Annotated in this window: 21 protein-coding genes and 2 tRNA genes; 16 read left to right on the top strand and 7 right to left on the bottom strand. The window is 72.1% G+C overall.

Annotation, left to right across the window (positions count from 1 at the left end; translation table 11 throughout):
• Positions 1-14: 14 nt before the first annotated feature.
• Together HN013_RS17535 and nudC are read left to right on the top strand one after the other, a co-directional pair.
• A complete protein-coding gene (locus tag HN013_RS17535) occupies positions 15-1,430 on the top strand; it encodes a dipeptidase (protein ID WP_171167186.1) in 1,416 nt (471 codons plus the stop codon).
• A 68-nt stretch (positions 1,431-1,498) separates the two neighbouring features.
• On the top strand, positions 1,499-2,428 hold the full coding sequence (nudC, locus tag HN013_RS17530; protein WP_171167253.1) for an NAD(+) diphosphatase: 930 nt from the start codon (positions 1,499-1,501) through the stop codon (positions 2,426-2,428).
• A gap of 72 nt (positions 2,429-2,500) precedes the next feature.
• On the opposite strand, the gene HN013_RS17525 is transcribed toward nudC, so the two are convergent.
• Positions 2,501-2,740 (bottom strand): mycoredoxin, encoded by a 240-nt coding sequence (locus HN013_RS17525; RefSeq protein ID WP_171167184.1) that lies wholly within the window; start codon positions 2,738-2,740, stop codon positions 2,501-2,503.
• Positions 2,741-2,931: 191 nt separating this feature from the next.
• Here HN013_RS17525 and HN013_RS17520 point away from each other — a divergent pair, with 191 nt between their 5' ends.
• The 5 genes from HN013_RS17520 (at position 2,932) to HN013_RS17500 (ending at position 6,787) form a co-directional block, all read left to right on the top strand.
• On the top strand, positions 2,932-5,175 hold the full coding sequence (locus HN013_RS17520; RefSeq protein WP_312018629.1) for an ATP-dependent DNA helicase UvrD2: 2,244 nt from the start codon (positions 2,932-2,934) through the stop codon (positions 5,173-5,175).
• A 148-nt stretch (positions 5,176-5,323) separates the two neighbouring features.
• Positions 5,324-5,650, top strand: a complete 327-nt coding sequence (locus HN013_RS17515) for a hypothetical protein (protein WP_171167182.1) — start codon at positions 5,324-5,326, stop codon at positions 5,648-5,650.
• Positions 5,651-5,783: 133 nt separating this feature from the next.
• On the top strand, positions 5,784-6,146 hold the full coding sequence (locus tag HN013_RS17510; protein ID WP_171167181.1) for a WhiB family transcriptional regulator: 363 nt from the start codon (positions 5,784-5,786) through the stop codon (positions 6,144-6,146).
• Complete coding sequence (locus HN013_RS17505; RefSeq protein ID WP_171167179.1) at positions 6,143-6,469, top strand: hypothetical protein; 327 nt, start codon at positions 6,143-6,145, stop codon at positions 6,467-6,469. The genes HN013_RS17510 and HN013_RS17505 overlap by 4 nt, the downstream gene beginning before the upstream one ends.
• 111 nt (positions 6,470-6,580) lie before the next feature.
• Entirely contained in the window at positions 6,581-6,787 is a 207-nt protein-coding gene (locus HN013_RS17500; protein ID WP_171167009.1) for a hypothetical protein, read from the top strand.
• Between the two features lie 40 nt (positions 6,788-6,827).
• On the opposite strand, the gene HN013_RS17495 is transcribed toward HN013_RS17500, so the two are convergent.
• Both HN013_RS17495 and HN013_RS17490 read right to left on the bottom strand, forming a co-directional pair.
• A complete protein-coding gene (locus tag HN013_RS17495; protein WP_171167178.1) occupies positions 6,828-8,192 on the bottom strand; it encodes an AarF/ABC1/UbiB kinase family protein in 1,365 nt (454 codons plus the stop codon).
• Positions 8,193-8,234: 42 nt separating this feature from the next.
• Positions 8,235-9,428, bottom strand: coding sequence for a ThiF family adenylyltransferase (locus HN013_RS17490; protein ID WP_249375096.1), 1,194 nt, complete (start codon positions 9,426-9,428; stop codon positions 8,235-8,237).
• Positions 9,429-9,673: 245 nt separating this feature from the next.
• Between HN013_RS17490 and HN013_RS17485 the strand changes: the two genes are divergently transcribed.
• The gene (locus HN013_RS17485) at positions 9,674-10,297 is read left to right on the top strand and encodes a M48 family metallopeptidase (protein WP_171167176.1); all 624 of its coding nucleotides are present in this window, start codon (positions 9,674-9,676) and stop codon (positions 10,295-10,297) included.
• A gap of 36 nt (positions 10,298-10,333) precedes the next feature.
• Here the strand turns inward: HN013_RS17485 and HN013_RS17480 are convergent, their stop codons facing one another.
• Together HN013_RS17480 and HN013_RS17475 are read right to left on the bottom strand one after the other, a co-directional pair.
• Positions 10,334-10,870: an NUDIX hydrolase gene (locus HN013_RS17480; protein ID WP_171167174.1), complete on the bottom strand. Its 537-nt coding sequence runs from the start codon at positions 10,868-10,870 to the stop codon at positions 10,334-10,336.
• Positions 10,867-12,339, bottom strand: coding sequence for a zinc-dependent metalloprotease (locus tag HN013_RS17475; RefSeq protein WP_171167172.1), 1,473 nt, complete (start codon positions 12,337-12,339; stop codon positions 10,867-10,869). The genes HN013_RS17480 and HN013_RS17475 overlap by 4 nt, the downstream gene beginning before the upstream one ends.
• Before the next feature lie 203 nt (positions 12,340-12,542).
• Between HN013_RS17475 and HN013_RS17470 the strand changes: the two genes are divergently transcribed.
• The 3 genes from HN013_RS17470 to HN013_RS17460 all read left to right on the top strand — a co-directional run bounded on the left by HN013_RS17470 (position 12,543) and on the right by HN013_RS17460 (position 15,753).
• A complete protein-coding gene (locus HN013_RS17470) occupies positions 12,543-13,667 on the top strand; it encodes an SDR family oxidoreductase (protein ID WP_171167170.1) in 1,125 nt (374 codons plus the stop codon).
• A gap of 78 nt (positions 13,668-13,745) precedes the next feature.
• Positions 13,746-14,213, top strand: coding sequence for a molybdenum cofactor biosynthesis protein MoaE (locus HN013_RS17465; protein WP_398980040.1), 468 nt, complete (start codon positions 13,746-13,748; stop codon positions 14,211-14,213).
• A 451-nt stretch (positions 14,214-14,664) separates the two neighbouring features.
• On the top strand, positions 14,665-15,753 hold the full coding sequence (locus tag HN013_RS17460; RefSeq protein WP_171167166.1) for a PDZ domain-containing protein: 1,089 nt from the start codon (positions 14,665-14,667) through the stop codon (positions 15,751-15,753).
• Positions 15,754-15,798: 45 nt separating this feature from the next.
• Here the strand turns inward: HN013_RS17460 and HN013_RS17455 are convergent, their stop codons facing one another.
• Positions 15,799-16,392 carry a PPA1309 family protein gene (locus HN013_RS17455; RefSeq protein WP_249375095.1) on the bottom strand — a complete coding sequence of 198 codons (594 nt, stop codon included), beginning with the start codon at positions 16,390-16,392 and terminating at the stop codon, positions 15,799-15,801.
• A 144-nt stretch (positions 16,393-16,536) separates the two neighbouring features.
• Here HN013_RS17455 and HN013_RS17450 point away from each other — a divergent pair, with 144 nt between their 5' ends.
• The 4 genes from HN013_RS17450 to HN013_RS17435 all read left to right on the top strand — a co-directional run bounded on the left by HN013_RS17450 (position 16,537) and on the right by HN013_RS17435 (position 22,048).
• Positions 16,537-19,440 carry a UPF0182 family protein gene (locus HN013_RS17450; RefSeq protein WP_171167249.1) on the top strand — a complete coding sequence of 968 codons (2,904 nt, stop codon included), beginning with the start codon at positions 16,537-16,539 and terminating at the stop codon, positions 19,438-19,440.
• Positions 19,441-19,487: 47 nt separating this feature from the next.
• Positions 19,488-19,561: transfer RNA gene (locus HN013_RS17445), tRNA-Met, on the top strand.
• A gap of 247 nt (positions 19,562-19,808) precedes the next feature.
• Positions 19,809-21,785: a tetratricopeptide repeat protein gene (locus HN013_RS33680; protein ID WP_171167164.1), complete on the top strand. Its 1,977-nt coding sequence runs from the start codon at positions 19,809-19,811 to the stop codon at positions 21,783-21,785.
• A gap of 189 nt (positions 21,786-21,974) precedes the next feature.
• Positions 21,975-22,048 (top strand) — tRNA-Met (locus HN013_RS17435).
• 107 nt (positions 22,049-22,155) lie between these two features.
• Here HN013_RS17435 and HN013_RS17430 read toward each other — a convergent pair.
• Complete coding sequence (locus tag HN013_RS17430) at positions 22,156-22,572, bottom strand: Fur family transcriptional regulator (protein WP_171167161.1); 417 nt, start codon at positions 22,570-22,572, stop codon at positions 22,156-22,158.
• Positions 22,573-22,748: 176 nt separating this feature from the next.
• Here HN013_RS17430 and HN013_RS17425 point away from each other — a divergent pair, with 176 nt between their 5' ends.
• The gene (locus HN013_RS17425; RefSeq protein WP_171167247.1) at positions 22,749-24,224 is read left to right on the top strand and encodes a catalase; all 1,476 of its coding nucleotides are present in this window, start codon (positions 22,749-22,751) and stop codon (positions 24,222-24,224) included.
• Positions 24,225-24,238: the final 14 nt, after the last annotated feature.

The following is a 24,238-nucleotide window of genomic DNA, read 5'->3' as shown; positions in this document are numbered from 1 at the left end:
ATAGGCTCGACGTCATGAGCGACACCCCGGACAGTGCCGTCCGCGCGTACATCCAGGAACACCGCGCCGCCTTCCTCGACGACCTCGCCGAGTGGCTGCGCATTCCCTCCGTGTCGGCCGACCCCGGCCACGCGGCCGATGTGCGCCGCAGCGCGGACTGGCTGGCGGACCGGCTCACCGCGACCGGGTTCCCGACGGTCGAGGTCTGGGAGACCGACGGCGCCCCGGCCGTCTTCGCGGAGTGGCCCTCCGGCGACGAGGGCGCGCCGACCGTCCTGGTCTACGGCCACCACGACGTCCAGCCGGCCGCCCGCGAGGACGGCTGGCACACCGAGCCGTTCGAGCCCGTCGTCAAGGACGGCAGGCTCTACGGACGCGGCGCCGCCGACGACAAGGGCCAGGTGTTCTTCCACACCCTCGGCGTCCGCGCCCACCTGGCGGCCACCGGCAGGACCGCGCCCGCCGTCAACCTCAAGCTGATCATCGAGGGCGAGGAGGAGTTCGGGTCGCCGAACTTCCCGGCCCTCCTCCGCGCGCACGCCGGCCGCCTCGCCTGCGACGCCGTGATCGTCTCCGACACCGGCATGTGGGCCGAGGACACCCCGACCGTCTGCACCGGCCTGCGCGGCCTGGTCGAGTGCCAGGTCGACCTGTACGGGCCGGACCAGGACATCCACTCCGGAGCCTTCGGCGGCGCCGTGCCCAACCCGGCCACCGAGGCCGCCCGGCTGGCCGCCGCCCTCCACGACGAGGACCGCCGCGTCGCGATCCCGGGCTTCTACGACGGCATCGTCGAACTCACCGACCGCGAGCGCGAGCTCTTCGCGGAGCTGCCCTTCGACGAGAAGCGCTGGCAGCGCGCGGCCCACTCGCACGCCACCCTGGGCGAGGCCGGCTACAGCACCCTGGAGCGCGTCTGGGCCCGCCCCACGGCCGAGGTCAACGGCATCGGCGGCGGCTACCAGGGCCCCGGCGGCAAGACCATCGTCCCGTCCTCCGCCCAACTGAAGCTGTCGTTCCGCCTGGTGGCCGGCCAGGACACGGACCGGATCCAGCAGTCGGTGTCCGCCTGGGTGGCCGCCCGGCTCCCGGCCGGCATCCGCCACGAGATCACGTTCATGGGCGCCACCCGCCCCTGCCTGACGCCGCTCGACCACCCCGCCCTCCAGTCCGTCGTCCGCGCCATGGGCCGGGCCTTCGGACAGCAGGTCCGCTTCACGCGCGAGGGCGGCTCCGGACCCGCCGCCGACCTCCAGGACGTCCTCGGCGTGCCCGTCCTGTTCCTCGGCATCTCGGTGCCCTCCGACGGCTGGCACGCGCCGAACGAGAAGGTCGAGATCGCCCTCCTCATGAAGGGCGTGGAGACCGCCGCCCACCTCTGGGACGACCTCGCCGCGGGCGACACGTCCTGGACGCGCCGCGCGGACTGAGCCGGGCCGGTTCCGTGACGCACATGAAGCACCACCACCATCACCAGCAGGGGGAGTTGGAAGCAGCCGTGACCACCAGCACCGATTCCATGGCCGACCGGCCCATCACGCTCAGCGGGTCGAGCGGTATCGACCGCGCCGCGCACCACCGGCTGGACGAGGCGTGGCTGTCGGCGGCGTGGAGCCACCCGTCGACCCGCGTGTTCGTGGTCTCCGGCGGCCAGGCGCTGATCGACGACACCCCGGACGGCCGCACGGAACTGGTGATGACCCCGGCCTTCGACGCGCCCCCCACCGAGACGCACCGCTACTTCCTCGGCCAGGACGAGGACGGCGTCGCCTACTTCGCCCTCCAGAAGGACGGCCTCCCGGGCCGCATGGACCAGTCCGCGCGCCCCGCCGGCCTCCGCGAGGCAGGCCTCCTCCTCTCCCCGCGCGACGCCGGCCTGCTCGTCCACGCCGTCGCCCTGGAGAACTGGCAGCGCCTCCACCGCTTCTGCTCCCGCTGCGGCGAACGCACCGTCATCGCCGCCGCCGGCCACATCCGCCGCTGCCCCGCCTGCGGCGCCGAGCACTACCCCCGCACCGACCCGGCAGTGATCATGCTGGTCACCGACGAGCACGACCGCGCCCTCCTGGGCCGCCAGATGCACTGGCCCGAGGGCCGCTTCTCAACCCTCGCCGGCTTCGTCGAACCGGGCGAGTCCATCGAACAGGCCGTCCGCCGCGAGGTCGCCGAGGAAGCCGGCGTCGTCGTCGGCGACGTCGAGTACGTCGCCAGCCAGCCCTGGCCCTTCCCCTCCAGCCTCATGCTCGGCTTCCTGGCCCGCGCCACCTCCGCCGACATCCAGGTCGACGGCGAAGAGATCCACGAGGCCCGCTGGTTCTCCCGCGACGAACTCCGCACCGCCTTCACCTCCGGCGAAGTCCTGCCCCCCACCGGCATCTCCATCGCCGCCCGCCTGGTCGAACTCTGGTACGGCGAACCCCTGCCGTAGGCCGCCCGGCCCCGGACGCGAGAGAGCCCCCGCCGCGGCGGGGGCTCTCTTCGTGATCCGGTCCCTGTAGTCTCAGACGCCGATCTTGCTCTTGACCTGGGCCAGCGACGGGTTGGTCAGCGTCGAGCCGTCCGGGAACAGCACGGTCGGGACCGTCTGGTTGCCCCCGTTGGCCTTCTCCACGAAGGCGGCGGACTCGGGGTCGAGCTCGATGTTCACCTCGGTGTACGCGATTCCCTCGCGGTCCATCTGGCTCTTGAGGCGGCGGCAGTAGCCGCACCAGGTGGTGCTGTACATCGTCACGGCGGACATCGGGGCTCCTTCAAAAGCGGGGGCTGAACGGGTGAGCAAAGCTCCGGTGGTAGAACGTGCGCCCCCCTCGGGCCATTCCCGTCCCGTCGCGCGCCCGGGCCGGGCAAGGTCGGTGTCGAATAGTACGACCGCGGGGTCCCGCCTGTGGACAGCGTTCCCGGTCGTCTCCGGGAACCTGGCAGCATGGCTGCGTGACAGCAGCAACGCACTCCCCTCTCTTCCCCCAGGTGCCGGAGACCGCCGACGCCGTGCTCGACGGGCTGGACCCGGAGCAGCGCGCGGTGGCGACGGCACTCGGCGGGCCGGTGTGCGTGCTGGCGGGGGCCGGTACGGGCAAGACGCGGGCGATCACTCATCGGATCGCGTACGGGGTGCGGGCCGGGGTGTTCCAGCCGGGGAGTGTGCTCGCCGTCACCTTCACCAACCGGGCGGCGGGCGAGATGCGCGGCCGGCTGCGCCAGCTGGGGGCGGCCGGGGTCCAGGCCCGGACGTTCCACTCGGCAGCGCTGCGCCAGCTGCAGTACTTCTGGCCCAAGGCCGTGGGAGGGGAGCTGCCCCGGCTGGCCGAGCGGAAGATCCAGATCGTCGCGGAGGCGGCGGCCCGCTGCCGGCTCCGCCTGGACCGCAACGAGCTGCGGGACCTGACGGCCGAGATCGAATGGTCGAAGGTCACCCAGACCGTCCCCGAGGACTACCCGGCCGCGGTCGCCAAGGCGGGCCGCGAGGCCCCCCGCGACCCGGCGGAGACGGCCAAGGTCTATGGCGTCTACGAGCAGCTCAAGCGCGACCGGGGCGTGATCGACTTCGAGGACGTCCTGCTGCTCACCGTCGGCGTCCTCCAGGACCGGCAGGACATCGCCGAGACCGTCCGGCGCCAGTACCAGCACTTCGTGGTCGACGAGTACCAGGACGTCAGCCCCCTTCAACAGCGTCTGCTGGAGCTGTGGCTGGGCGACCGGGACAACCTCTGCGTGGTCGGCGACGCCAGCCAGACCATCTACTCCTTCACCGGAGCCACCCCCGACCACCTGATCGACTTCCGCGCCCGCCACCCCCGGGCCACGGTCGTCCGGCTCGTCCGCGACTACCGCTCCACGCCGCAGGTGGTGCGCCTGGCCAACGGACTGCTCGCCCAGGCCCGCGGGAAGGCCGCGGAGCACCGCCTGGAACTGGTCTCCCAGCGGGACGGCGGCCCCGACCCCGCCTACACGGAGTACGCGGACGAGCCGGCCGAGGCCGAGGGGGTCGCACGGCGGGTCCGCGAGCTCCTCGCCACGGGCGTGCCCGCGAGCGAGATCGCGGTGCTGTACCGGATCAACGCCCAGTCCGAGGTGTACGAGCAGGCGCTCGCGGACGTCGGCGTGCCCTACCAGCTGCGGGGGGCGGAGCGGTTCTTCGAGCGCCCCGAGGTGCGCGAGGCCCAGCTGCTGCTCCGCGGCGCCGCCCGGGCGGGCCGGAGCACCGATCCGCAGCTGGCCGGCGTCGAGGACCTGCCCGCCCAGGTCCGGGCCGTGTTCTCCACCCGGGGCTGGACGGCGGAGCCGCCCGCCGGATCGGGCGCGGTCCGCGACCGGTGGGAGTCCCTCGCCGCCCTGGTCCGGCTCGCCGAGGACTTCGCCCGCGCCCGTCCGGGCGCCACGCTCGCCGATCTGGTCACCGAGCTCCAGGAACGGACGGAGGCCCAGCACGCGCCCACCGTCGAAGGTGTGACTCTCGCCTCACTGCACGCCGCCAAGGGTCTGGAGTGGGACGCCGTCTTCCTGGTCGGGCTCACCGAGGGCATGATGCCGATCACCTACGCCAAGACCGACGAACAGGTGGAGGAGGAGCGCCGGCTGCTCTACGTCGGCGTCACCCGGGCCCGTCGACACCTGACATTGTCGTGGGCCCTCTCCCGGTCGCCCGGCGGCCGCCCCTCCCGGCGCCCCAGCCGCTTCCTCAACGGACTGCGGCCCGGTTCCCCGGCCTCCGGGCCGGGCGCGCCGGGCCTCCAGGGGGCGCGCGGCCACGTCTCCTTCGGTTCCGGCTTCGAGGACGGCGTCCGGTCCGCCGGCGAGCGCGATGCCGCCCCGGCGCGGGCGCGCCGCAGACCGGCGCGGTGCCGGGTCTGCGGCCGGACGCTGACCGACGCGGGCGAGATCAAGCTGATGCGCTGCGAGGACTGCCCCTCCGAGCTGGACGAGGGGCTGCACGAGCGGCTGCGCGAGTGGCGGGCGGAACAGGCCCGGCAGCTCGGCCAGCCCGCCTTCTGCGTCTTCACCGACAAGACGCTGCTGGCGATCGCCGAGGCCGTACCGGGAACCGAAGCGGAGCTTTCCGTCATCTCCGGTGTCGGAGGGCGCAAGCTCGGCAAGTTCGGAGCCGACGTCCTGGCGCTGTGCGCCGGTCGTGAGCCGGGGCAGTGCGAGGGCCCGGAAGATTCTCCGAAAAAATAGTTTGCGCGCTTGGACGGCCTACCCATAGCCTTCCGAGCAGGGAAGCAACGGCCCCTCGCGGGATCGTTGACTCTGTGCTGTACTGCTGTATTCAACCGAACACGACGGACCCCGGTCCGTCCCGATGCGCCGAGAGGAGGCGAGCCCAATGATCAGCTTCATCACCAGCAGCAAAATGACCGATCGTCCGGTCTTCGCCATGCGTCCGCTCGGTGCCGAGGCGGGCATTCTCGCCGCCTCGCCGTTCGGTTCCCTCAACGGCACCCGTCTGTCCTCCGTCAAGCTGCCGATCTTCGAGTCGGCGCTGGGCAATGAGCGACCGACCGAGGCGCCCGAGGTAGCGGAAGCAGCAGCACTGGCACAGGCCCGTGCCTTTGCGGCGGAGACCGACGGCGCCGGATCCCGGACCAAGCAGTACCAGCACCACACGATGTGGGCCTTCCGTGGGCTCGAACCCTGGAGAGATCCAGCCTGATCGGCAGATCAGGTCGGCACCTTCCAGGGCCGCGGAACCCACACCGGGATCCGCGGCCCTTTTGTTTGCCCCCCCGCCAGGGGGACCCAGCCCGGCCACCAGCCGGAAAACACACAGACGAGGAACACACACCGTGCACATCAAGGCACACACCCCGTCAGTAGCCACCGACCTGATCCCCCCGCCCGTCCCCACGGAGGACACCTTGACCCCCCTGACCGCGCTGACCGACCTCGACGACGCGATCGAGAACCTCGGCACCCCCGTGCCGTGCCGCACCTACGACCCCGAGGTCTTCTTCGCCGAGACCCCGGCCGACGTCGAGTACGCCAAGTCGCTCTGCCAGACCTGCCCGCTGCGTGAGGCCTGCCTCGCCGGGGCCAAGGACCGTCGCGAGCCGTGGGGCGTCTGGGGTGGAGAGCTCTTCGTCCAGGGCGTCGTCGTGGCCCGCAAGCGGCCCCGTGGCCGCCCGCGCAAGAACCCGGTCGTGGCATGAACCTCCACGGCACCATCGACCGCCCCGTGACGCACGACCCCCAGAAGCAGGATCCGACGATGCAGCGCCCGTCCCCCGAGCCGGCCGGCTCCACCCTTCCCCTCCGCGAAACCTCCGGTGCGATCGTGTCGCGCCAGAACAGGAACCTCGAAATGCAACTCATCCCAGAAGTCCTGGCCCGAGCCCATATGAACGACCTCATGCGGGAGGCCGACTCCGAACGCAGGGCCGTACGCCTCGCCGCCGCCCGCCGGATGCAGCGCCGCGCCGAGCGCGCCTCGCTGCGTGCCCGCAGGGCCTTGGCCATGGCCGTTATGCAATAGACGGTCGAACATCGCTTGGTGAACCGAGGGGTCGGTCCGAACGGACCGGCCCCTCGGTGCGTCGGGGTGCGTCGGCCGCTCACCGGCCGTTCACGGGGATATCGTCTGGGAGTGGACCAGAAGACGCCTGATTCAGCGCAGTTGGACCCTGAGACCACCGGCCCGATCACGTGTGCCCGCTGCGGCACCAAGGCCGACGGCCCGCCGCCGACCTGGACCTGCTCCGTCGAGAACGGCACCCGCCGCTACTTCTGCGACGACTGTGCCCGCGCCAACATCAGAGCGATCGAGGGCCGCCTCGATTCCTCCTGGTGGTGACGGCCGGGGCCCGCGCCCCGCGGGCCCCGGAACACCCCTGTCAGGCGGGGGTCTCCTGGCTCCGGCTCTCGGCCGCGAACCCCGGGACCCACGCCTCCATCTCGTCACGCAACCGTACGGTCGCGCCCAGCTGGCACAGCACCCCTATGGTGCTCGTGGTGACCCGGTGGATCAGCAGATAGGCCGGCGGCAGATTGAGCTGGCGGGCCAGCTGGTAGGCGGGGGAGCGCGGGTCGGCGATCCGCGTCGCCTGCGCGCGCATCCAGTCCCGGGTGAAGGTGAACTCCTCCACCTGGGCCGGTTCGATGATCGGCAGCAGATAGTCCAGCACCGCACCCGGGTCGAGCTCGATCTCCGGCTTGACGAACCCCTCCTCCCGGAGCAGTTCATGGACCGCCTCCGCCTCGCCCTCCAGCGTCAGCCGCAGCACCGTCCCGATCTCCGGGGGGAGCCCCTGCGGCAGCCGGTCCACCGTGCCGAAGTCCAGGACGCCCAGCCGCCATCTCTCCGGCGGGCCGTCGGGCGCGTCGCCGGTCAGCAGCCGGAAGTTGCCCGGGTGCGGATCGGCGTGCAGCAGGCCGGTGCGGGTGGCGCCCGAGAAGAGGAAGCGCGCCAGCAACTGCCCGGCCCGGTCCCGCTGCTCCTGGGTGCCGTCCGCTATCACCTCGGACAACGGCACCCCCTCCAGCCACTCCGTCACCAGCACTTGGTCGGTGTGGTGCACCACGTCCGGGACGGTCACATCGGCGTCCCCGGCGAACTCCCGCGCGTGGGCGGCCTGGGCGCGCGCCTCCAGCCCGTAGTCCAGCTCCTCGGAGACCCGGTCCCGCAGCTCGGTGATCAGGGGCTTGATGTCCATGCCCGGGACCAACGGCCCCAGCAGCCGGGCGAACCGGCCCAGTTGGGTGAGATCGGACAACAGCGCCTCCCCGGCCCCCGGATACTGGACCTTGACCGCGACCTCCCGCCCGTCGTGCCAGACCGCCCGGTGCACCTGCCCGATCGACGCCGCCGCCGCGGGCCTGTCGTCGAACTCCTCGAACAGGTCCCGCCAGTCCTTCCCCAGCCGCTCCGCCAGGGCAGCGTGCACCGACTTCACCGGCATCGGAGGCGCCGCCTCCTGGAGCTTGGTCAGCGCCGCCCGATAGGGACCGGCGACCTGCTCGGGAAGCGCCGATTCGAACACGGACAGTGCCTGGCCGAGCTTCATCGCCCCGCCCTTGAGCTGGCCGAGCGTCACGAACAGCTGCTCGGCCGTGCGCTGCTGCAACTCCGCGGCGATCAGTTCCGCCGGCCGCCCCCCGATGCGTTTGCCGAGCCCGAGCGCGGTCCGCCCGGCGAACCCCAAGGGCAGCGCGGCCAACTTGGCGGTACGAGCGACCGCCTTGCGCGGTAGATCAGACATGCGCCCCTCCAACTAGCTGAACAGCCACGCCGCGGACGGCGGTTACCCGTGCATTGTCCCGTGCGGGGCCCCCGCGACCCGGGCACGGACCCCCTCGGGGCGCCGCGCCGCGCCGCACGGACACCGCGGGTGCGGCTCGACCGGACGCGAGGACCACTCCGGACCCGGCAGAGCCAGCTCCAGGCGTGCCCCCGCACCCGCCACGGACCCGGTGTCGAGGAACGCGAGCGCCCACGACACGGTCAGTCCCGCCACCACCGTGGCCAGTGCCATGTCGCACGACGGTACTCCCGCGCGCCGTCCGGACTTCCACTGGGCGACCATCCGGGGCCACGCCGCGTCCCGCTCCGCACGGCCCAGCCCCACGCACTCCGCGCACGCCGACCGGCCCGGCAGCACCAGCGGGCCGACCACCCCGGTGGCCTCCGCCACCCCCGCGTACAGGTGAGGCGTCCCCGCCGCCATCGTCTCCCGTGCCCCCGCCGGGTCGGGCGCCCACACCGCCACCCCGTCGCGCGGCGCGAACACCGTCAGGGCCAGGGGCGGCCCAGGCTCCCCGGAGCCATCGGCCCGGGCCCGCGGCCGGGCCAGCGGGGCCGCCTCCCGCACCACCCGCCGGGCCGCGGCGTCCCGCCGCTCGCCCGTCCGCTCCGCACCCACCCCGCAGGGGCTCACATCCCACGGCTCGACACAGCCGCCGTCGATCACGTCCACCCGTCCCACCCCCGACGCCGACAACAGCGCGGCCACCGCGGCACCCACCCGGCCCGCCCCCCGCACCTGCACCCGTCTCTCCTGCCGCGCGGCCATCAGCCCCATCGCCGCACCCGGCGCCGGATGCAGCACCGACAGCGACGCCAGGTCCGGACGCAGCCGCTCCAGGGCACCGCCGCGGTTCCGCAGCGCGATGCCGCCCGTGCCACCGCCGCGTGCGTCGTCCAGCACGCCCGCCCGTGCCAGCCGCTCCACCAGCGCGTCCGCCCGGCCTTCCGGAAGCCCCATGGCGGCCGCCTCCGCCCGGAGCAGCGGAAGGCTCCGCGTGCCGTCGAGCAGGCCCAGGAACGACGCCGTCGCCGGGTCCACCGGCCCCATCACCGACGCATGGGCCCGGGTCATCCCCAGCTGGAGGACGTCCCGGCTGCGCCAGGCCCGTCGCAGCGCCGGCTTCACCATCGGATGCGCGGCTCCCGGACCGCCCTCGGCCACTGCCGCTCCGCACATGCCGTCCGTCCCCATGGCTCCCCCTCATCGCCCTCATCGCCCCTCGTCGCCCCTCGCGGCCGGGCACACTCCGCCCCGCCGCCGGCGGATCCACCCGTCCGCCGCCCGTGGACCCAGCATGCAGGGCGGCACGGATCGGCGTGCGGAGTTGTCCACAGGCACGGAGTGATAGTCGTACTAGTGACGTGCTCCGGTGGGGATTCACCGCCCGCCGGGCGGCGGCGGGACTTCCCGCGCTGCCGACGGGGTAACGTCGGGGCGTGCCCGTCGACCCCCTGCACAGTGCCGCACGCCCACCGCGCAGCGCTCAGAATCCACTCGGCCCGTCCTTCCAGGGAACCGAGGCGTTCCCGGCGGCCGAGGCCCGCGCGGTGGAGGTCCGCCGGAGCGCGCGCCGGCGCAGAACCGTCTCCGCCTACCGCGAGGGCGACCGTACGGTGGTCCTCATCCCGGCCCGGATGTCGGACGCCGAGGAGAAGCGCTGGGTGACCGTGATGCTCGACCGGCTCGCGGCCCAGGAGAGCAAGCGGATACTCGGCGACACCGAGCTCGCGGAACGGGCGGAGCGGCTCTCCGGGCAGTACCTCGGTGGCCGGGCGCGCCCCGACACCGTCCGCTGGGTCACCAACCAGAACACCCGCTGGGGCTCGTGCACCCCCGCCGAGGGCAGCATCCGCCTCTCGCACCGCCTCCAGGGCATGCCCGAGTACGTCGTGGACTACGTCCTCCTGCACGAGCTGGCGCACCTGCTCGTCCCCGGGCACGGGCCGGCCTTCTGGCGGCTTCTGGAGGCCTATCCGCGCACCGAGCGCGCGCGGGGTTACCTGGAGGGCGTGGTCGCCGCCGGCCGGCTGCCGCACCTGCCCGCCGCTCGCGGTGAGTGAGGCAGGCGGGTGCGGCAGCCGGCCGGCGCCGCGGCGCTACAGCAGCGCGCGCACCCGCTCGACCAGGCGCACCACCGAGGCGTCGGCCACCGAGGCCACCTCGTCGTAGCCGAACCAGCGCAGGTCCAGCGACTCGTCGCTGATGGCCCCCTCGGCACCCGCGGGCGCGAGCGCCGCGTACTGCACGTCCAGGTGCCAGGCACAGGGCGTGTGGTGCCGGTCCAGCCGGACCGGACCGCCCGGCAGCAGCGTCAGCCCCGCGGCGATGCCGGACTCCTCACGGGCCTCTCGGAGAGCGGCCTCCGCCAGCGTGGCGTCCTCCGGCTCGCAGTGGCCGCCCATCTGGAGCCACATCCCCAGCTTGCGGTGGAGCGTGAGCAGCACCCGCCCGCCGGCCGGGTCCACCACCAGGGCGCTGGCCGTGACGTGCCCGTCCCGGCACGCCTTCCACATGCCGTCCGGCCGGCTCTGGAGGTGATCCAGGTAGGCCAGCCGCAGGGCTTCCTGTTCCGCGTCCCCGGACGGGCCGGACCACTCCTTGAGCACCCGCTCCGCGTCGTCCCGGAGGCTCACTCGCCGTCCTCGCCGTCCGTCGGGCGCTTGCCCTCGGGGTTCTCGGACGTGCCGTCCTTCTTGAGGTCCGGCTTGCCGTGGCCACCGGCGGCCTCGCCGAGCATCTTGTCCAGCTCGGAGAAGTCCAGGTGCTCGCGGTGGACGAAGCCGTCCGGGTCGTCCAGGTCGGCGGCGGTCGGCAGCATGTCCGGGTGCTCCCAGAGCGCGTCGCGGCCCTCGGCGCCGCGCGCGTCCGTGAGGGAGGCCCACAGCCGCGAGGCGTCCCGGAGCCGGCGCGGACGCAGCTCCAGGCCGATCAGCGTGGCGAAGGTCTGCTCGGCGGGCCCGCCGGTCGCCCGGCGCCTGCGCAGCGTCTCGCGCAGCGCCCCGGCGGACGGCAGGTGCGGCGCGGCGGCCGCGTGCACCACGGCGTCCACCCAGCCCTCGACCAGCGCCAGGGCGGTCTCCAGCCGGGCCAGGGCCGCCTTCTGCTCCGGCGAGTCCTCCGGCTGGAACATGCCCTGCTGGAGCGCTTCCTGCATCTGCTCGGGGTGGGTCGGGTCGATCTGGCCGACCACGTCCTCCAGCTTGGAGGTGTCCACCTTGATGCCCCGGGCATAGCCCTCGACGGCACCGAAGAGGTGCGAGCGCAGCCACGGCACGTGTGCGAAGAGCCGCTGGTGGGCGGCCTCGCGCAGCGCCAGGTAGAGGCGCACCTCCTCCTTCGGCAGACCGAGGCCGGAGCCGAACGCCTCGATGTTCACCGGCAGCAGGGCCGCCTTGCCGGCCGGGCCCAGCGGCAGGCCGATGTCGGTGGAGCCGACGACCTCGCCCGCCAGCACGCCGACGGCCTGGCCGATCTGGGTGCCGAACATGGCACCGCCCATGCCGCGCATCATGCCGAGCAGCGGGCCGGCCATGGCCTGCATCTCCTCGGGCAGCACGTCGCCCATGGCCGAGCCGACGCGCTCGGCGACCGGGTCCACCAGCTCCTTCCACACGGGCAGGGTCGCCTCGACCCACTCCGCGCGGCTCCAGGCCACGGCCGTGCCGGACCCCGAGGGCAGCGACGTCACGCCGTCCAGCCACAGGTCGGCCAGGCGCACGGCCTCCTCGACCGCCGACCGCTCGCCCGCGGAGACGCTGGCGTCCTTGGTGCCGTCGGCAGTGCCCTGCGCGACGGTCTGCCGGGCGATGTCCTTGGCCATGTCCCAGTTCACCGGGCCGCCCTCATAAGAGAGCATCTGCCCGAGCTGCTGGAAGGCGGCGCCCAGATCGCCGGGGTTCATGCCGCCGAACGCCGGGTTCGCCCCGCCGAACAGCGCGGCGAAGGGATTGTCCCCGCCGCCCGCACCGGCTCCGAACCCGAACGGGTTCGCCGGCCCCTGACCTGCACTGCCGCCACCCTGGTCACCGCCCTTCTTCTTGCCGTTGTCGCCGTCCTCCGGCTCCTCCGGCGGAAGACCGAATCCGAATGGGGTGTCACTCACGGGTTTCCTCGGCTCGTAGGGCCGCCGGCGAAGGCCGACGGCGAATGCCCGACAACACCACCCAGCGTAGACACCTCCCCGGTATCGGGGCTTGGTGCTCCACCGGCTCGGGGCCTGCGGCAGGATGGACGTCACCTGGTACGTACGGGTCATGACACAGGTGATGACGCATACGTACTGAAGACAACCGCTGGAGACGCCCGGTGAGTTCCCCCGACCGAGAAGTTCGCGCAGCGCGAAACGGTTCCGCGCGAGACAGTACGAGCCCGCCCGGCCGACGGCCCGTGGTCGCGGTGACCGGTGCCGCACGCGGCGTCGGCGCACTGCTCACCCGGCGGCTCGCCGCATCCGAGGAGGTCAAGCACGTCCTCGCCATCGACGAGCGCCGCGGTGACGTCAGCGAGGCGCAGTGGCACGTCCTGGACGTCCGCGACCCGGCGATCGCGGAGAAGCTGCGGGGGGCCGACGTCGTCGTCCACCTCGCGCTCGACCTGGACCTGGAGACCGACCCCGCCGCCCGTACCGCCTACAACGTGCGCGGGACCCAGACCGTGCTGACGGCCGCCGCGGCGGCCGGGGTGCACCGCGTGGTGCTCTGCACCTCGGCGATGGTCTACGGCGCGCACCCCGACAACGACGTGCCGCTCGACGAGGACGCCGAGCTGCGGGCGACCGCCGAGGCCACCGGCGTCGGCGACCTGCTGGAGATCGAACGGCTCGCGCGGCGCGCGCCCCGCGCGCACCCCGGCCTGAACGTCACCGTGCTGCGGCCCGCGGTGCTCGTCGGCGGCACCGACACCGCCCTCACCCGCTACTTCGAGTCGCCCCGCCTGCTGGTGGTCGCCGGATCCCGTCCGGTCTGGCAGTTCTGCCACGTGGAGGACCTGGTGAGCGCGCTGGAGTTCGCCGCCCTGGAGAAGGCGGAGGGCGAGCTGGCGGTCGGCTGCGACGGGTGGCTGGAGCAGGAGGAGGTCGAGGAGCTCACCGGCATCCGCCGCATGGAGTTGCCCTCGGCCGTGGCGCTGGGGGCGGCCTCCCGGCTGCACCGCCTGGGCCTGACGCCGTCCCCCGCGGGCGATCTCGAGTACACGATGCACCCGTGGGTGGTCAGCGGCCACCGGCTGCACGCCGCGGGCTGGCGGCCGCGCTGGACCAACGAGGAGGTCCTGGCGGAGCTGCTGGAGGAGGTGGCCGGACGGCACACGGTCGCCGGGCGGCGGCTCGGCCGCAAGGACGCGACGGCGGCGGGGGCCGCGGGGGCGACGGTGGCGCTGCTGGGCACGGCGGCACTGGTGCGGCGGGCGCGGAAGGCCCGGCGCCGGGTCTAGGCGGCCGGTTTCGGGGGGAGGGGCCGGGGCACGTTTCCCTCGGTCCTCCCGGGTCCCGGTGCGCCCGCGTACGGCACGATGGAACGCATGTCCCGTACGTACGAAGATTCCCCCGTGTCCGCCGGGCCGGGCCCTGTCCGGCTCGTAGCCGTCCGTGACACCGCGCTCTCCCTGGACGAGGTCTTCGCCGCGGTGGGCGACCCCGCGGCGGGGGGTACCGCGCTCTTCGTGGGCACGGTCCGCGACCACGACGGCGGTGCGTCCGTGACCGGCCTCGGTTACTCGGCGCACCCCTCGGCCGAGGACGGGCTGCGACGGGTGGCCGAGAAGGTGGCCGCCGACTTCCCCGTGCGGGCGCTGGCCGCCGTGCACCGGGTCGGTGAGCTGGCCGTCGGGGACCTGGCCGTGGTGGTGGCGGTCTCCTGCCCGCACCGGGCCGAGGCGTTCGCGGCCTGCCGGCGGCTCATCGACGACCTCAAGCGTGATGTGCCGATCTGGAAGCACCAGGTGTTCTCGGACGGGACAGAAGAGTGGGTCGGCGCGTAGCGGTGTCGTTGACGGGTGGGTGGGTCGGCGCGTAGCGCCTTGCTGGGGCCCGCGGTGCCCGGATTGGGTCGCTCAAGTTGCGTAACCCGCCCCCTGACGTGAGCGTTGAGACGGCAGACGATTAATGTGCTCATCGGTAAGTCGCGAGGAGTAAGAGGTCGGAGGCCGTTATGGCGGCGCTCGCTTGGTTGCTGATTCCGGTTGCCGCGGCCGTGGCCGCCGCCCTGTGGGGAAGCTGGGCGGCCCGGAACCGCAAGGCAGGCGATGTCTCGGAGCTCGCGGGGTACGCGAAGTTCCGGGAGGCCATGGAGCGCTCGGATTCGGGGGCCGGGTCCGCGTAGCGCCCCGCGATTCCGGGTAGCTCTTCACAACACGGCCTTCGTCAGGGGCCCCTGCCCCGTACGGACCGCCCCGGGAGTGGACTGTCGGACCCGTCCCGTACTGTCGTTCCATGCCCCGCCGCACTGCGACGATGCTCGCCTCCCTGCTGATGCTGATCGCGCTGCTCTGCGCCGGCGTGCTGATCCCCGTGCCGTACGCGGAGATGTCGCCGGGCCCGACCGTGAACACCCTGGGCGATCACGGCGGCGAGCCGGTGCTGCAGATCTCGGGGCGCAAGACGTACCCGACCCGGGGTCACCTCAACATGACCACGGTCCGGGTGACCGGCTCGCAGTACCGGATGAACATGGTCGAGGCGGTCTACGGCTGGCTGAACCACGACAAGCTGGTGGTGCCGCACAGCACGCTCTACCCCGACGACAAGTCCCCTGACCAGCTCAACCAGGAGACCGCCGAGGAGTTCAGCCAGTCACAGGAGAGCGCCAAGGTGGCGGCGCTCAAGCAGCTGGACATCCCCGTGGGCACCCGTGTCGTGGTCTCGTCCGTGGTCAAGGCCAGCCCCGCCGAGGGTCTGCTGCACGCGGGCGATGTCATCAAGTCCGTGGACGGCGCCGAGGTCAAGGAGCCCGGTGACGTCGCGAAGTTCGTCACCCGGCACAAGCCGGGGGAGAAGGTCGCCTTCCGGGTCGTCCCGGCCAAGGAGGCCGCGGCGGCGGAGAAGGAGAAGCGGCAGCCGCGGGGCGAGGAGACCGTCACGGTGGTGACGCGCGAGGCGCCGGGCGAGAAGCGGGCGATCGTCGGCATCCAGGCGGGGACGGCCCACACCTTCCCGTTCGCGATCAACATCAAGCTGGCGGATGTCGGCGGTCCGAGCGCGGGCCTGATGTTCGCCCTGGGAATAGTCGACAAATTGACACCGGACGATCTCACCGACGGCAAGTTCATCGCCGGGACCGGGACGATCGACGACAACGGCAAGGTCGGGCCGATCGGCGGGATCGAGATGAAGACGGTCGGCGCCCGGGAGAAGGGCGCCCAGTACTTCCTGACGCCCAAGGACAACTGCGCGGCCGCCGCCAAGGACACCCCGTCCGGGCTGACGCTCGTCAAGGTGGAGACGATACGTGACGCGGTGAAGTCCCTGGAGAAGCTCCGCAAGGGGGACGCGGCCGGCCTGCCGCGGTGCACGGCAGGCTAGGCGCGTAGCGAGCGGGGGAGCCCCGGGAGCCTCCGGGGCGGCGGCTCAGTCCGCGAAGGTCGCGGCGAGCGCCTCGGCCAGGCCCGGCACCAGGTCGGGGCCGGTGAGCACCTCGGTCGGCGAGTCCTTCTCGCGCAGCCGGACGGCGGATTCGCGGGCTCCGTCGCGCAGGACGGCGACCGTCATCCGCACCTCCTGCCGCTCCGGGTGCTTCGCGACCCACTTGGCGAGCTGCTTCTCGTTCATCCCATGAGGCACCGAGCCCTCGGCGGACGGCGGCAGCATCAGCCGCTCCACGGTCAGGGCGCAGCCCGTCACCGCGTCCGGCCAGGCGATCGTGGCGAGGAATTCGTCGAGAGCGCCGCCCGCGGGCAGCTCGTCCTGCTCGATGGGGGTGTAGGAGGGGGCCGACGCGCCCGGCGTGCCGTCCAGGCCGAGCTGGGCGGCCAGGGCGGGCTCCTGGGAGCGGAGCTTCGCGGTGTCGACCAGGGCGAAGAGCCGGGCGGGCTGGTCCCAGCCGAGGCCGGAGGCGTACTCGTCGATCTCGAGTACGGCGCGGGTCAGCGGGCTGGCGGCCATGTGCGGCGTGCCCGGTTCGGGACGATCGGGGTGGCTCGGGGAGCCGGCGTTGCTGGACATGCCCAATATCGTGCCCTGACAGGGGCCGAAATCGGGAACCGAGTAAAGCCTCGGTAAGTTGCCACACTGGGTCCTACTATCGCCAGGGCCTGATCGACAGCTCCCTTCACAGCGAACTTCGAGGTGCGCACCTTGGCTTTCCAGATGCCGGACCGCGGCGGAGGCCCGACAGGGCCACGGATCAGAGTCGGCCGACCGTCCCGGCGCGTCCGGACCCTGCTGATGACCTTGGGTGTGCTGGCCGCGCTGGCCATGCTCTTCGTCATGTTCGCGGGGTTCTGGACGGACTGGCTCTGGTACCGCTCCGTGCACTATTCATCCGTCTTCACCACCACCCTCGGCACCAAGATCGGTCTTTTCGCGGTCTTCGGACTGCTGATGGCCCTGGCGGTGGGCTTCAACATCTGGCTGGCGCACCGGCTCCGGCCGCCGCTGAGCGCCATGTCGGCCGAGCAGCAGAGCCTCGACCGGTACCGGATGAGCATCGCGCCCTACAAGAAGTGGGTGCTGCTGGCGATCACCGCGCTGGTCGGGCTGGTGGCGGGCGCGTCCGCGGCGGGGCAGTGGCGCACCTGGCTGCTGTGGAACAACGGAGTCCCGTTCCACCAGCGCGACCCGCAGTTCCACAAGGACATCTCCTTCTACACCTTCGACCTGCCCTGGTACCGCTTCCTGCTGAGCTTCGGCTTCGCCGCCGCCGTTCTCTCGCTGATCGCGGCGGCCCTGGTGCACTACCTCTACGGCGGCCTCCGGCTGACCAGCCCGGGCCACCGGGCCACCGCCGCGGCCACCGGTCATCTCTCGGTGCTGCTGGGCCTGTTCGTCTCGCTGAAGGCCGTCGCCTACTGGCTGGACCGGTACGGGCTCGCGGTGAAGTCGAGCGGGCTGCGGTCGACGGACGGCTGGACGGGTCTGCGCTACGTGGACGCCAACGCCTATCTGCCGGCCAAGACGATCCTTTTCATCATCGCGCTGATCTGCGCGGTGCTGTTCTTCGCGACGCTGTGGCGGCGCACGTGGCAGCTGCCGGTCATCGGATTCGGCCTGATGGTGCTCTCGGCGATACTGATCGGCGGGCTCTACCCGGCGATCGTGCAGAAGTTCCAGGTCCAGCCGAACGAGCAGGCCAAGGAAGCGCCGTACATCAAGAAGAACATCGAGGCCACGCGCGAGGCGTACGGGATCGAGACGGCGGACGTCACCAAGTACAAGGGCGAGAGCAGCCTGTCGGGCAAGGACCGCGAGAAGCTGCGCTCCGAGGTCAACTCGACGGCCGCCCTGCGCCTTCTCGACCCCAGCGTCGTCTCCCCCGCATTCCAGCAGGAGCAGCAGGTCAAGGGCTACTACCAGTTCCCCTCCACGCTGGACGTCGACCGGTACACGGTGGACGGCAAGGAGCAGGACACGGTCGTCGGTCTGCGTGAGCTGAACCTCAAGGGAATTCCCGAGCACAACTGGATCAACGACCACTTCAAGTACACCCACGGTTTCGGTGCCATCGGGGCGAAGGGCACCTCGACCGACACGGCGGGTGCTCCGGACTTCTCCGCCAAGAGCCTTCCGACCGAGGGCTTGTTCGGCCCGTACGAGCAACGCATCTACTACGGCGAGAAGACGACGCAGTACTCGATCGTCGGCGGGCCGCAGAAGGAGCTGGACTACCCGTCCGAAAAGGGCGAGCAGAGCTACAGCTACAAGGGCCGAAGCGGCGTCAATCTGTCCAACCCCATCAATCGCGCGGCGTACGCGGTGGCCTTCGGGGAGCCGCAGATCCTCTACTCCGGTGCCATCGGAGAGGGTTCGCGCATCCTCTACAACCGCACGCCGAAGGAGCGCGTCGAGGCGGTCGCCCCGTGGCTGACCATCGACGGCGACGCGTATCCGGCCGTGGTGAAGGGCCGCGTCCAGTGGATAGTGGACGCCTACACGACGACCAACGGCTATCCGTACGCCTCGCGTACGACGTTGGGTGACACCACGGCGGATTCGCTCACGTCCGGCCAGCGTGCGGTCGTTGCCCAGCAGAACCAGGTCAACTACATCCGTAACTCGGTCAAGGCGACGGTGGACGCCTATGACGGCTCGGTCAAGCTGTATCAGTGGGACGCCAAGGATCCGGTGCTCAAGACCTGGATGAAGGCGTTCCCGGGCACCGTCAAGGCGAAGAGCGAGATCAACCCGGACCTGATGAACCACCTGCGTTACCCGCAGGACCTCTTCAAGGTCCAGCGTGAGCTGCTCTCCCGCTATCACGTCACCGACCCGGAGACGTTCTACACGGGCAGCGAGCGCTGGGAGGTCCCGGACGACCCGACCAACGACAAGGGCAACGCGGTTCCGCCTTACTACCTGAGCATGAAGATGCCCGGGCAGGACAAGCAGGCGTTCTCCCTGACGACGACCTTCGTGCCCAAGAACCGGCCGAACCTCGGTGCCTTCATGGCCGTGGACGCCGATGCGAAGAGCGGTGACTACGGGAAGATCAGAATCCTCAAACTGCCGTCGGAGACCTCGGTCTGGGGTCCACGGCAGGCGCAGGGCAATTTCAACAGTCATCCGCCCGTCGCCGACCAGATCAACATCTGGAAGAAGGGCGATTCCGAGGTCGAGTACGGAAACCTGTTGACCGTGCCGTTGGACGGCGGGCTGCTCTACGTCGAGCCCGTCTACCTGAGGGGTGCGAATTCGAATTACCCGCGCCTGAAGAAGGTCCTCGTCAACTACGGTGACAAGATCGCGTTCAGGGACACCCTCGACCAGGCTCTCGACGAGATCTTCGGTGGCAACGGCGGGCCGGGTACGACCAAGCCCGACAGCCCGCAGAAGCCCAGTGGCCCGTCCCAGGACCCGACCGTCAAGCAGGCCCTGAAGGACGCTCAGGAGGCGTTCGACAACGCGCAGAAGGCCCTGGACGAGAAGGACAAGGACTGGGCCAAGTACGGACAGGCGCAGAAGGCCCTGAAGCAGGCGCTGGAGCGCGCCGCCAAGGCGGAGGCCAAGGCCGCCGAGAAGCAGGCGAAGCCGGCGGACGGGGGCGGCGGCTCCTGACCCGTCCGAGCCCCACCCCGCGCCGTGGTACGGTTGTTCCACAACAGCGCGGGGTGGAGCAGCTCGGTAGCTCGCTGGGCTCATAACCCAGAGGTCGCAGGTTCAAATCCTGTCCCCGCTACTTGAAGACAAGGCCCGGAGTCTCGGACTCCGGGCCTTGTCGTGCGTCCGGAGCACTGCTCCGGGGCCGGCGGACGAGGGACCACCGTTCGCATCCGGCGCCACGCTGCTCTGTGCGGGTTATGTGCGGGCCTTTTGATTAGAGTTTGGGACATCGCTGTGTCGGGAAGTCGGGAAGTCGACAAAACGCTGAAGTGACCTCACTGGCTGCGGCATTCCAGGTGTACACAGGTTGCGGGAGTGCGACGATGGGACGTATGGGGGACAAGGCGAGGCTGGTGGAGACACGTCGGCTTGTAGGGGCTCCCGCCCACGGGAGCGACCAGGACGGGCAGCACCCGTCGTCGTACGGCCCGGGGTCGGCGGACACCTCCGGTGCCACCCCGACGGGCGCGTCCACCGACGCCGCCGACCTGGAGCTGGAGACCGCCCGCCGCCGCGCCGAGTCCGGCGACCCCGCCGCCCTGAGCATGCTCGGGGCCCTGCTGCTGCGCCGCGGTGACCTGGACACGGCCGAGCGCCACCTGCGGGCCGCCACCGCCGAGGGGGACCGCTCCGCCGCCAACAACCTGGGCGTCCTGCTCCACCAGCGCGGCTACCCCGACGAGGCGGCCGGCTGGTGGCGGGTGGCCGCGGTCGCCGGTTCCGCCGCCGCCGCGCACGCGCTCGGCCGCTACCACCGCGAGCGCGGCGACGAGCCGGCCGCCGAGTACTGGCTGCGCCAGTCGGCCGAGTCCGGGCACGCCCTCGGCGCGTACGCCCTCGCCGACCTGCTGGAGCACCGCAGCGACGTGGGAGCCGAGCGCTGGTTCCGGTCCGCCGCCGAACGGGGGCACCGGGAAGCCGCATACCGACTGGCCCGCATCCTCGACGGCCGGGCGCCCGGTGCCGCCGCGGCGACCCGGACGAGCGGCCTCCCCGCCGGCCTGGGCCCGGCCACGGGCGGCCGGCGCACCCCCGTCGGCGGCGGGGACACCTCGGTGCGCGACCTGCGGGCCGCGGCGGCGGTCGGCAGGGACGGCCGGGAGCGCGGCCCCGCGGCCGAGGCCGAGCAGTGGTACCGCCAGGCCGCCGCCCGCGGCCACCGCCGTGCCGCCCTGCACCTGGGCACCCTGCTGGAGGCGCGCGGCGAGATCCAGGAGGCCGCGCGCTGGTACCTGACCTCCGCCAAGGACGGCGAGTCCCGCGCCGCCTGCGCCCTCGGCTTCCTGCTGCGGGACGCCGGTGACAACGACAGCGCCGCCGTCTGGTGGCGCCGGGCGGCGCAGGACGGCGACGGCAACGCGGCCAACGCCCTCGGCGCCCTGCACGCCGACCGCGGCGAGGCCCAGCAGGCCGAGCGCTGGTACCGGGCCGCCCTGGACGCCGGGGACGTCAACGGCGCGTACAACCTCGCCCTCCTCTGCGCCGAGCAGGGCCGCACCGCCCAGGCCGAGCAGTGGTACCGGCGCGCCGCCTACGCGGGGCACCGGGAGGCCGCCAACGCCCTGGCCGTCCTGCTGCTCCAGGGCGGCGACGCGGCGGGGGCCGAGCCGTGGTTCTCCAAGGCGGCCGAGGCCGGCAGCGTCGACGCGGCCTTCAACCTGGGCATCCTCTACGCCGGGCGGCACGACGACCGGGCGGCTTTGCAGTGGTACGAGCGGGCGGCCGCCGCCGGGCACACGGAGGCGGCCCTCCAGGTCGCGATGGCCATGCTGCGGGACGGCACCCAGGAGGGCGCCGAGGAGGCCGAGCGCCACCTGCGGACGGCGGCGCGCGGGGGCAGCGCGGAGGCGGCCTTCCGGCTCGCCACCCTGCTCGACCGGGAGGACCGCGGCGAGGAGGCCGTGGCCGAGTGCGAGGAGTGGTACGACCGTGCCGCCCGCCAGGGCCACCGGCGGGCCCAGGTGCGGCTGGGGATGCTCGTGGCGGCGCGTGGCGACGTCGTGAGCGCCGCCCGGTGGTACCGCGAGGCCGCCGAGGCGGGCAGCCGCAACGGGGCGTTCAACCTCGGGCTGCTGCTGGCCCGCGAGGGCAGCGAGCCGGAGGCCGCGCTGTGGTGGACCCGGGCCGCCGAGGCCGGGCACGGCAGGGCCGCCCTCCGGCTGGCCCTGCTGGCCGCCCGGCACGGCGACCTGGCGGAGGCTCAGCTCTGGTGCGCGCAGGCGGTCGAGTTCGGCCCGGCCGAGGTCGCCGAGCGGGCCGCGCGGCTGCGGGACGCGCTCCAGCAGGAGCTGTCGGCGTGATCGCGGCCCCTCGGAGGCCGTACCGCGGTCCCCTCGGGGGCCGTCCCGCGGTTCCCCTGGGAGGCCGTGCCCGCGGCCCCCGACGCCCCGCCGGGGTGCCCACGCACCGCACGCAGCCGACCCCGCACGCCACCCCAGGATCACCCGTTTGCGCGCGGAGCCGTGACCGGGTTAAGATTGACCTACCGACGCGGGGTGGAGCAGCTCGGTAGCTCGCTGGGCTCATAACCCAGAGGTCGCAGGTTCAAATCCTGTCCCCGCTACTCTTCGAAGGCCCGGATCTCCAAGATCCGGGCCTTTGTGCTGTCCGGGCGCGCATGCCTGCGGCTCCGTCACCCGAACGGGCACCCTTCCGGGCGCCCGTCGCCCGTCACCCGTCCGAGCAGCCCGGGCACAGGCCCCGGTAGGTCACCTCGACCGCGGACACCTGGAACCCGAAGCGCTCCTCCGTCGGCAGCCCGGCGAGGAGGTCCCCGGCGGGGTGCACGTCGCGGATGGTGCCGCAGCGGGAGCACACCAGGTGCTGGTGCGCGTGGTGGGCGTTCGGGTCGTAGCGCTTGGCCCGCCCGTCGGTGCTCACCTCGATGATCTCGCCGAGCGAGACCAGCTCCCCGAGCGTGTTGTAGACCGTCGCGCGCGAGATCTCCGGCAGCCGTTCGGTCGCCTTGGCGTGCACTTCGTCGGCGGTGTAGTGCACATGGTCCCCGTCGAGCACCTCGGCGACGACGCGCCGCTGCGCGGTCAGCCGCCAGCCGCGTCCTCGGAGCCGTTCCAGCAGGTCACTCATGCCATTCACCCATCAGTCAGATAGGACCAGCCTAGCAGCGGCTGCCGTCCATCACTGGATCCGGTTTTTATGTCACTTCCATCTTGACTTAGACAAAGTCCAATGTGAGGATCGATCTCGCCGCAGGGCCGAGGAGGACCGGCCGGGCGGGCAGGACCGAGAAGACGGAGGCGTACGTGTCGGTTCAGGACGAGGCCATTTCCACGACGGGCCCGCTGACCACGGAGTCCGGAGCTCCGGTCGCGGACAACCAGAACAGCGAGACCGCGGGCATCGGTGGCCCCGTCCTGGTGCAGGACCAGCTGCTGGTGGAGAAGCTCGCGCACTTCAACCGCGAGCGGATCCCGGAGCGCGTGGTGCACGCCCGAGGCGCCGGCGCCTACGGCACCTTCACCGTGACGGCGGACGTCTCCCGCTGGACCAGGGCGAACTTCCTGTCCCAGGTCGGCAAGGAGACGGAGACGTTCCTGCGCTTCTCCACTGTGGCCGGCAGCCTCGGCTCGGCGGACGCGGTGCGCGACCCGCGCGGTTTTGCGCTGAAGTTCTACACCGAGGAGGGCAACTACGACCTCGTCGGCAACAACACCCCGATCTTCTTCATCCGGGATGCCATCAAGTTCCCCGACTTCATCCACACCCAGAAGCGCGACCCCTACACGGGCTCGCAGGAGGCGGACAACGTCTGGGACTTCTGGGGGCTGTCGCCGGAGGCCACCCACCAGGTGACCTGGCTGTTCGGCGACCGCGGCATCCCGGCGTCCTACCGCCACATGGACGGCTTCGGTTCGCACACCTTCCAGTGGAACAACGAGGCCGGCGAGGTCTTCTGGGTCAGGTACCACTTCAAGACGGACCAGGGCATCAAGAACCTCACGCAGGAGGAGGCCAACCGCCTCGCCGGTGAGGACCCCGACTCCCACCAGCGCGACCTGCGCGAGGCCATCGAGCGCGGTGACTTCCCGACCTGGACCGTGGGCGTGCAGATCATGCCGGCGGCCGAGGCGGCGACCTACCGCTTCAACCCGTTCGACCTGACCAAGGTGTGGCCGCACGCCGACTACCCGGTCGTCGAGTTCGGCAAGCTGGAGCTCAACCGCAACCCGGACAACATCTTCGCCGAGGTCGAGCAGTCGGCCTTCTCGCCGGCCCACTTCGTGCCCGGCATCGGCCCGTCCCCGGACAAGATGCTCCAGGGCCGGCTCTTCGCCTACGCGGACGCCCACCGCTACCGCGTCGGCATCAACGCCGACCAGTTGCCGGTGAACCGTCCGCACGCCACCACGGCCCGGAACTACGGCCGGGACGGCCTGGCCTACGACGGCCGGCACGGCAGGGCGAAGAACTACGAGCCGAACAGCTTCGGCGGCCCGGTCCAGACCGGCCGGCCGCTCTGGCAGCCGAGCCCCGTCACCGGTGTCACCGGAAACATCGCCACCCCGTCGCACGCCGAGGACAACGACTTCGTCCAGGCGGGCAACCTCTACCGGCTGATGTCGGAGGAGGAGAAGGGCCGTCTGATCGCCAACCTCGCGGGCTTCATCGCCAAGGTGTCGCGCGACGACATCGCCGAGCGGGCGATCGACAACTTCCGCCAGGCGGACCCCGACTACGGCAAGCGGCTGGAGGCCGCGGTCCAGGCCCTGCGCGGCTAGGGCGCTTGCCGTAA

Source organism: Streptomyces sp. I05A-00742, assembly GCF_013055795.1.
Taxonomy (GTDB): domain Bacteria; phylum Actinomycetota; class Actinomycetes; order Streptomycetales; family Streptomycetaceae; genus Streptomyces.
Note: the sequence above shows the minus strand (reverse complement) of the source record. Positions and strands in the feature narration are given on the sequence as shown.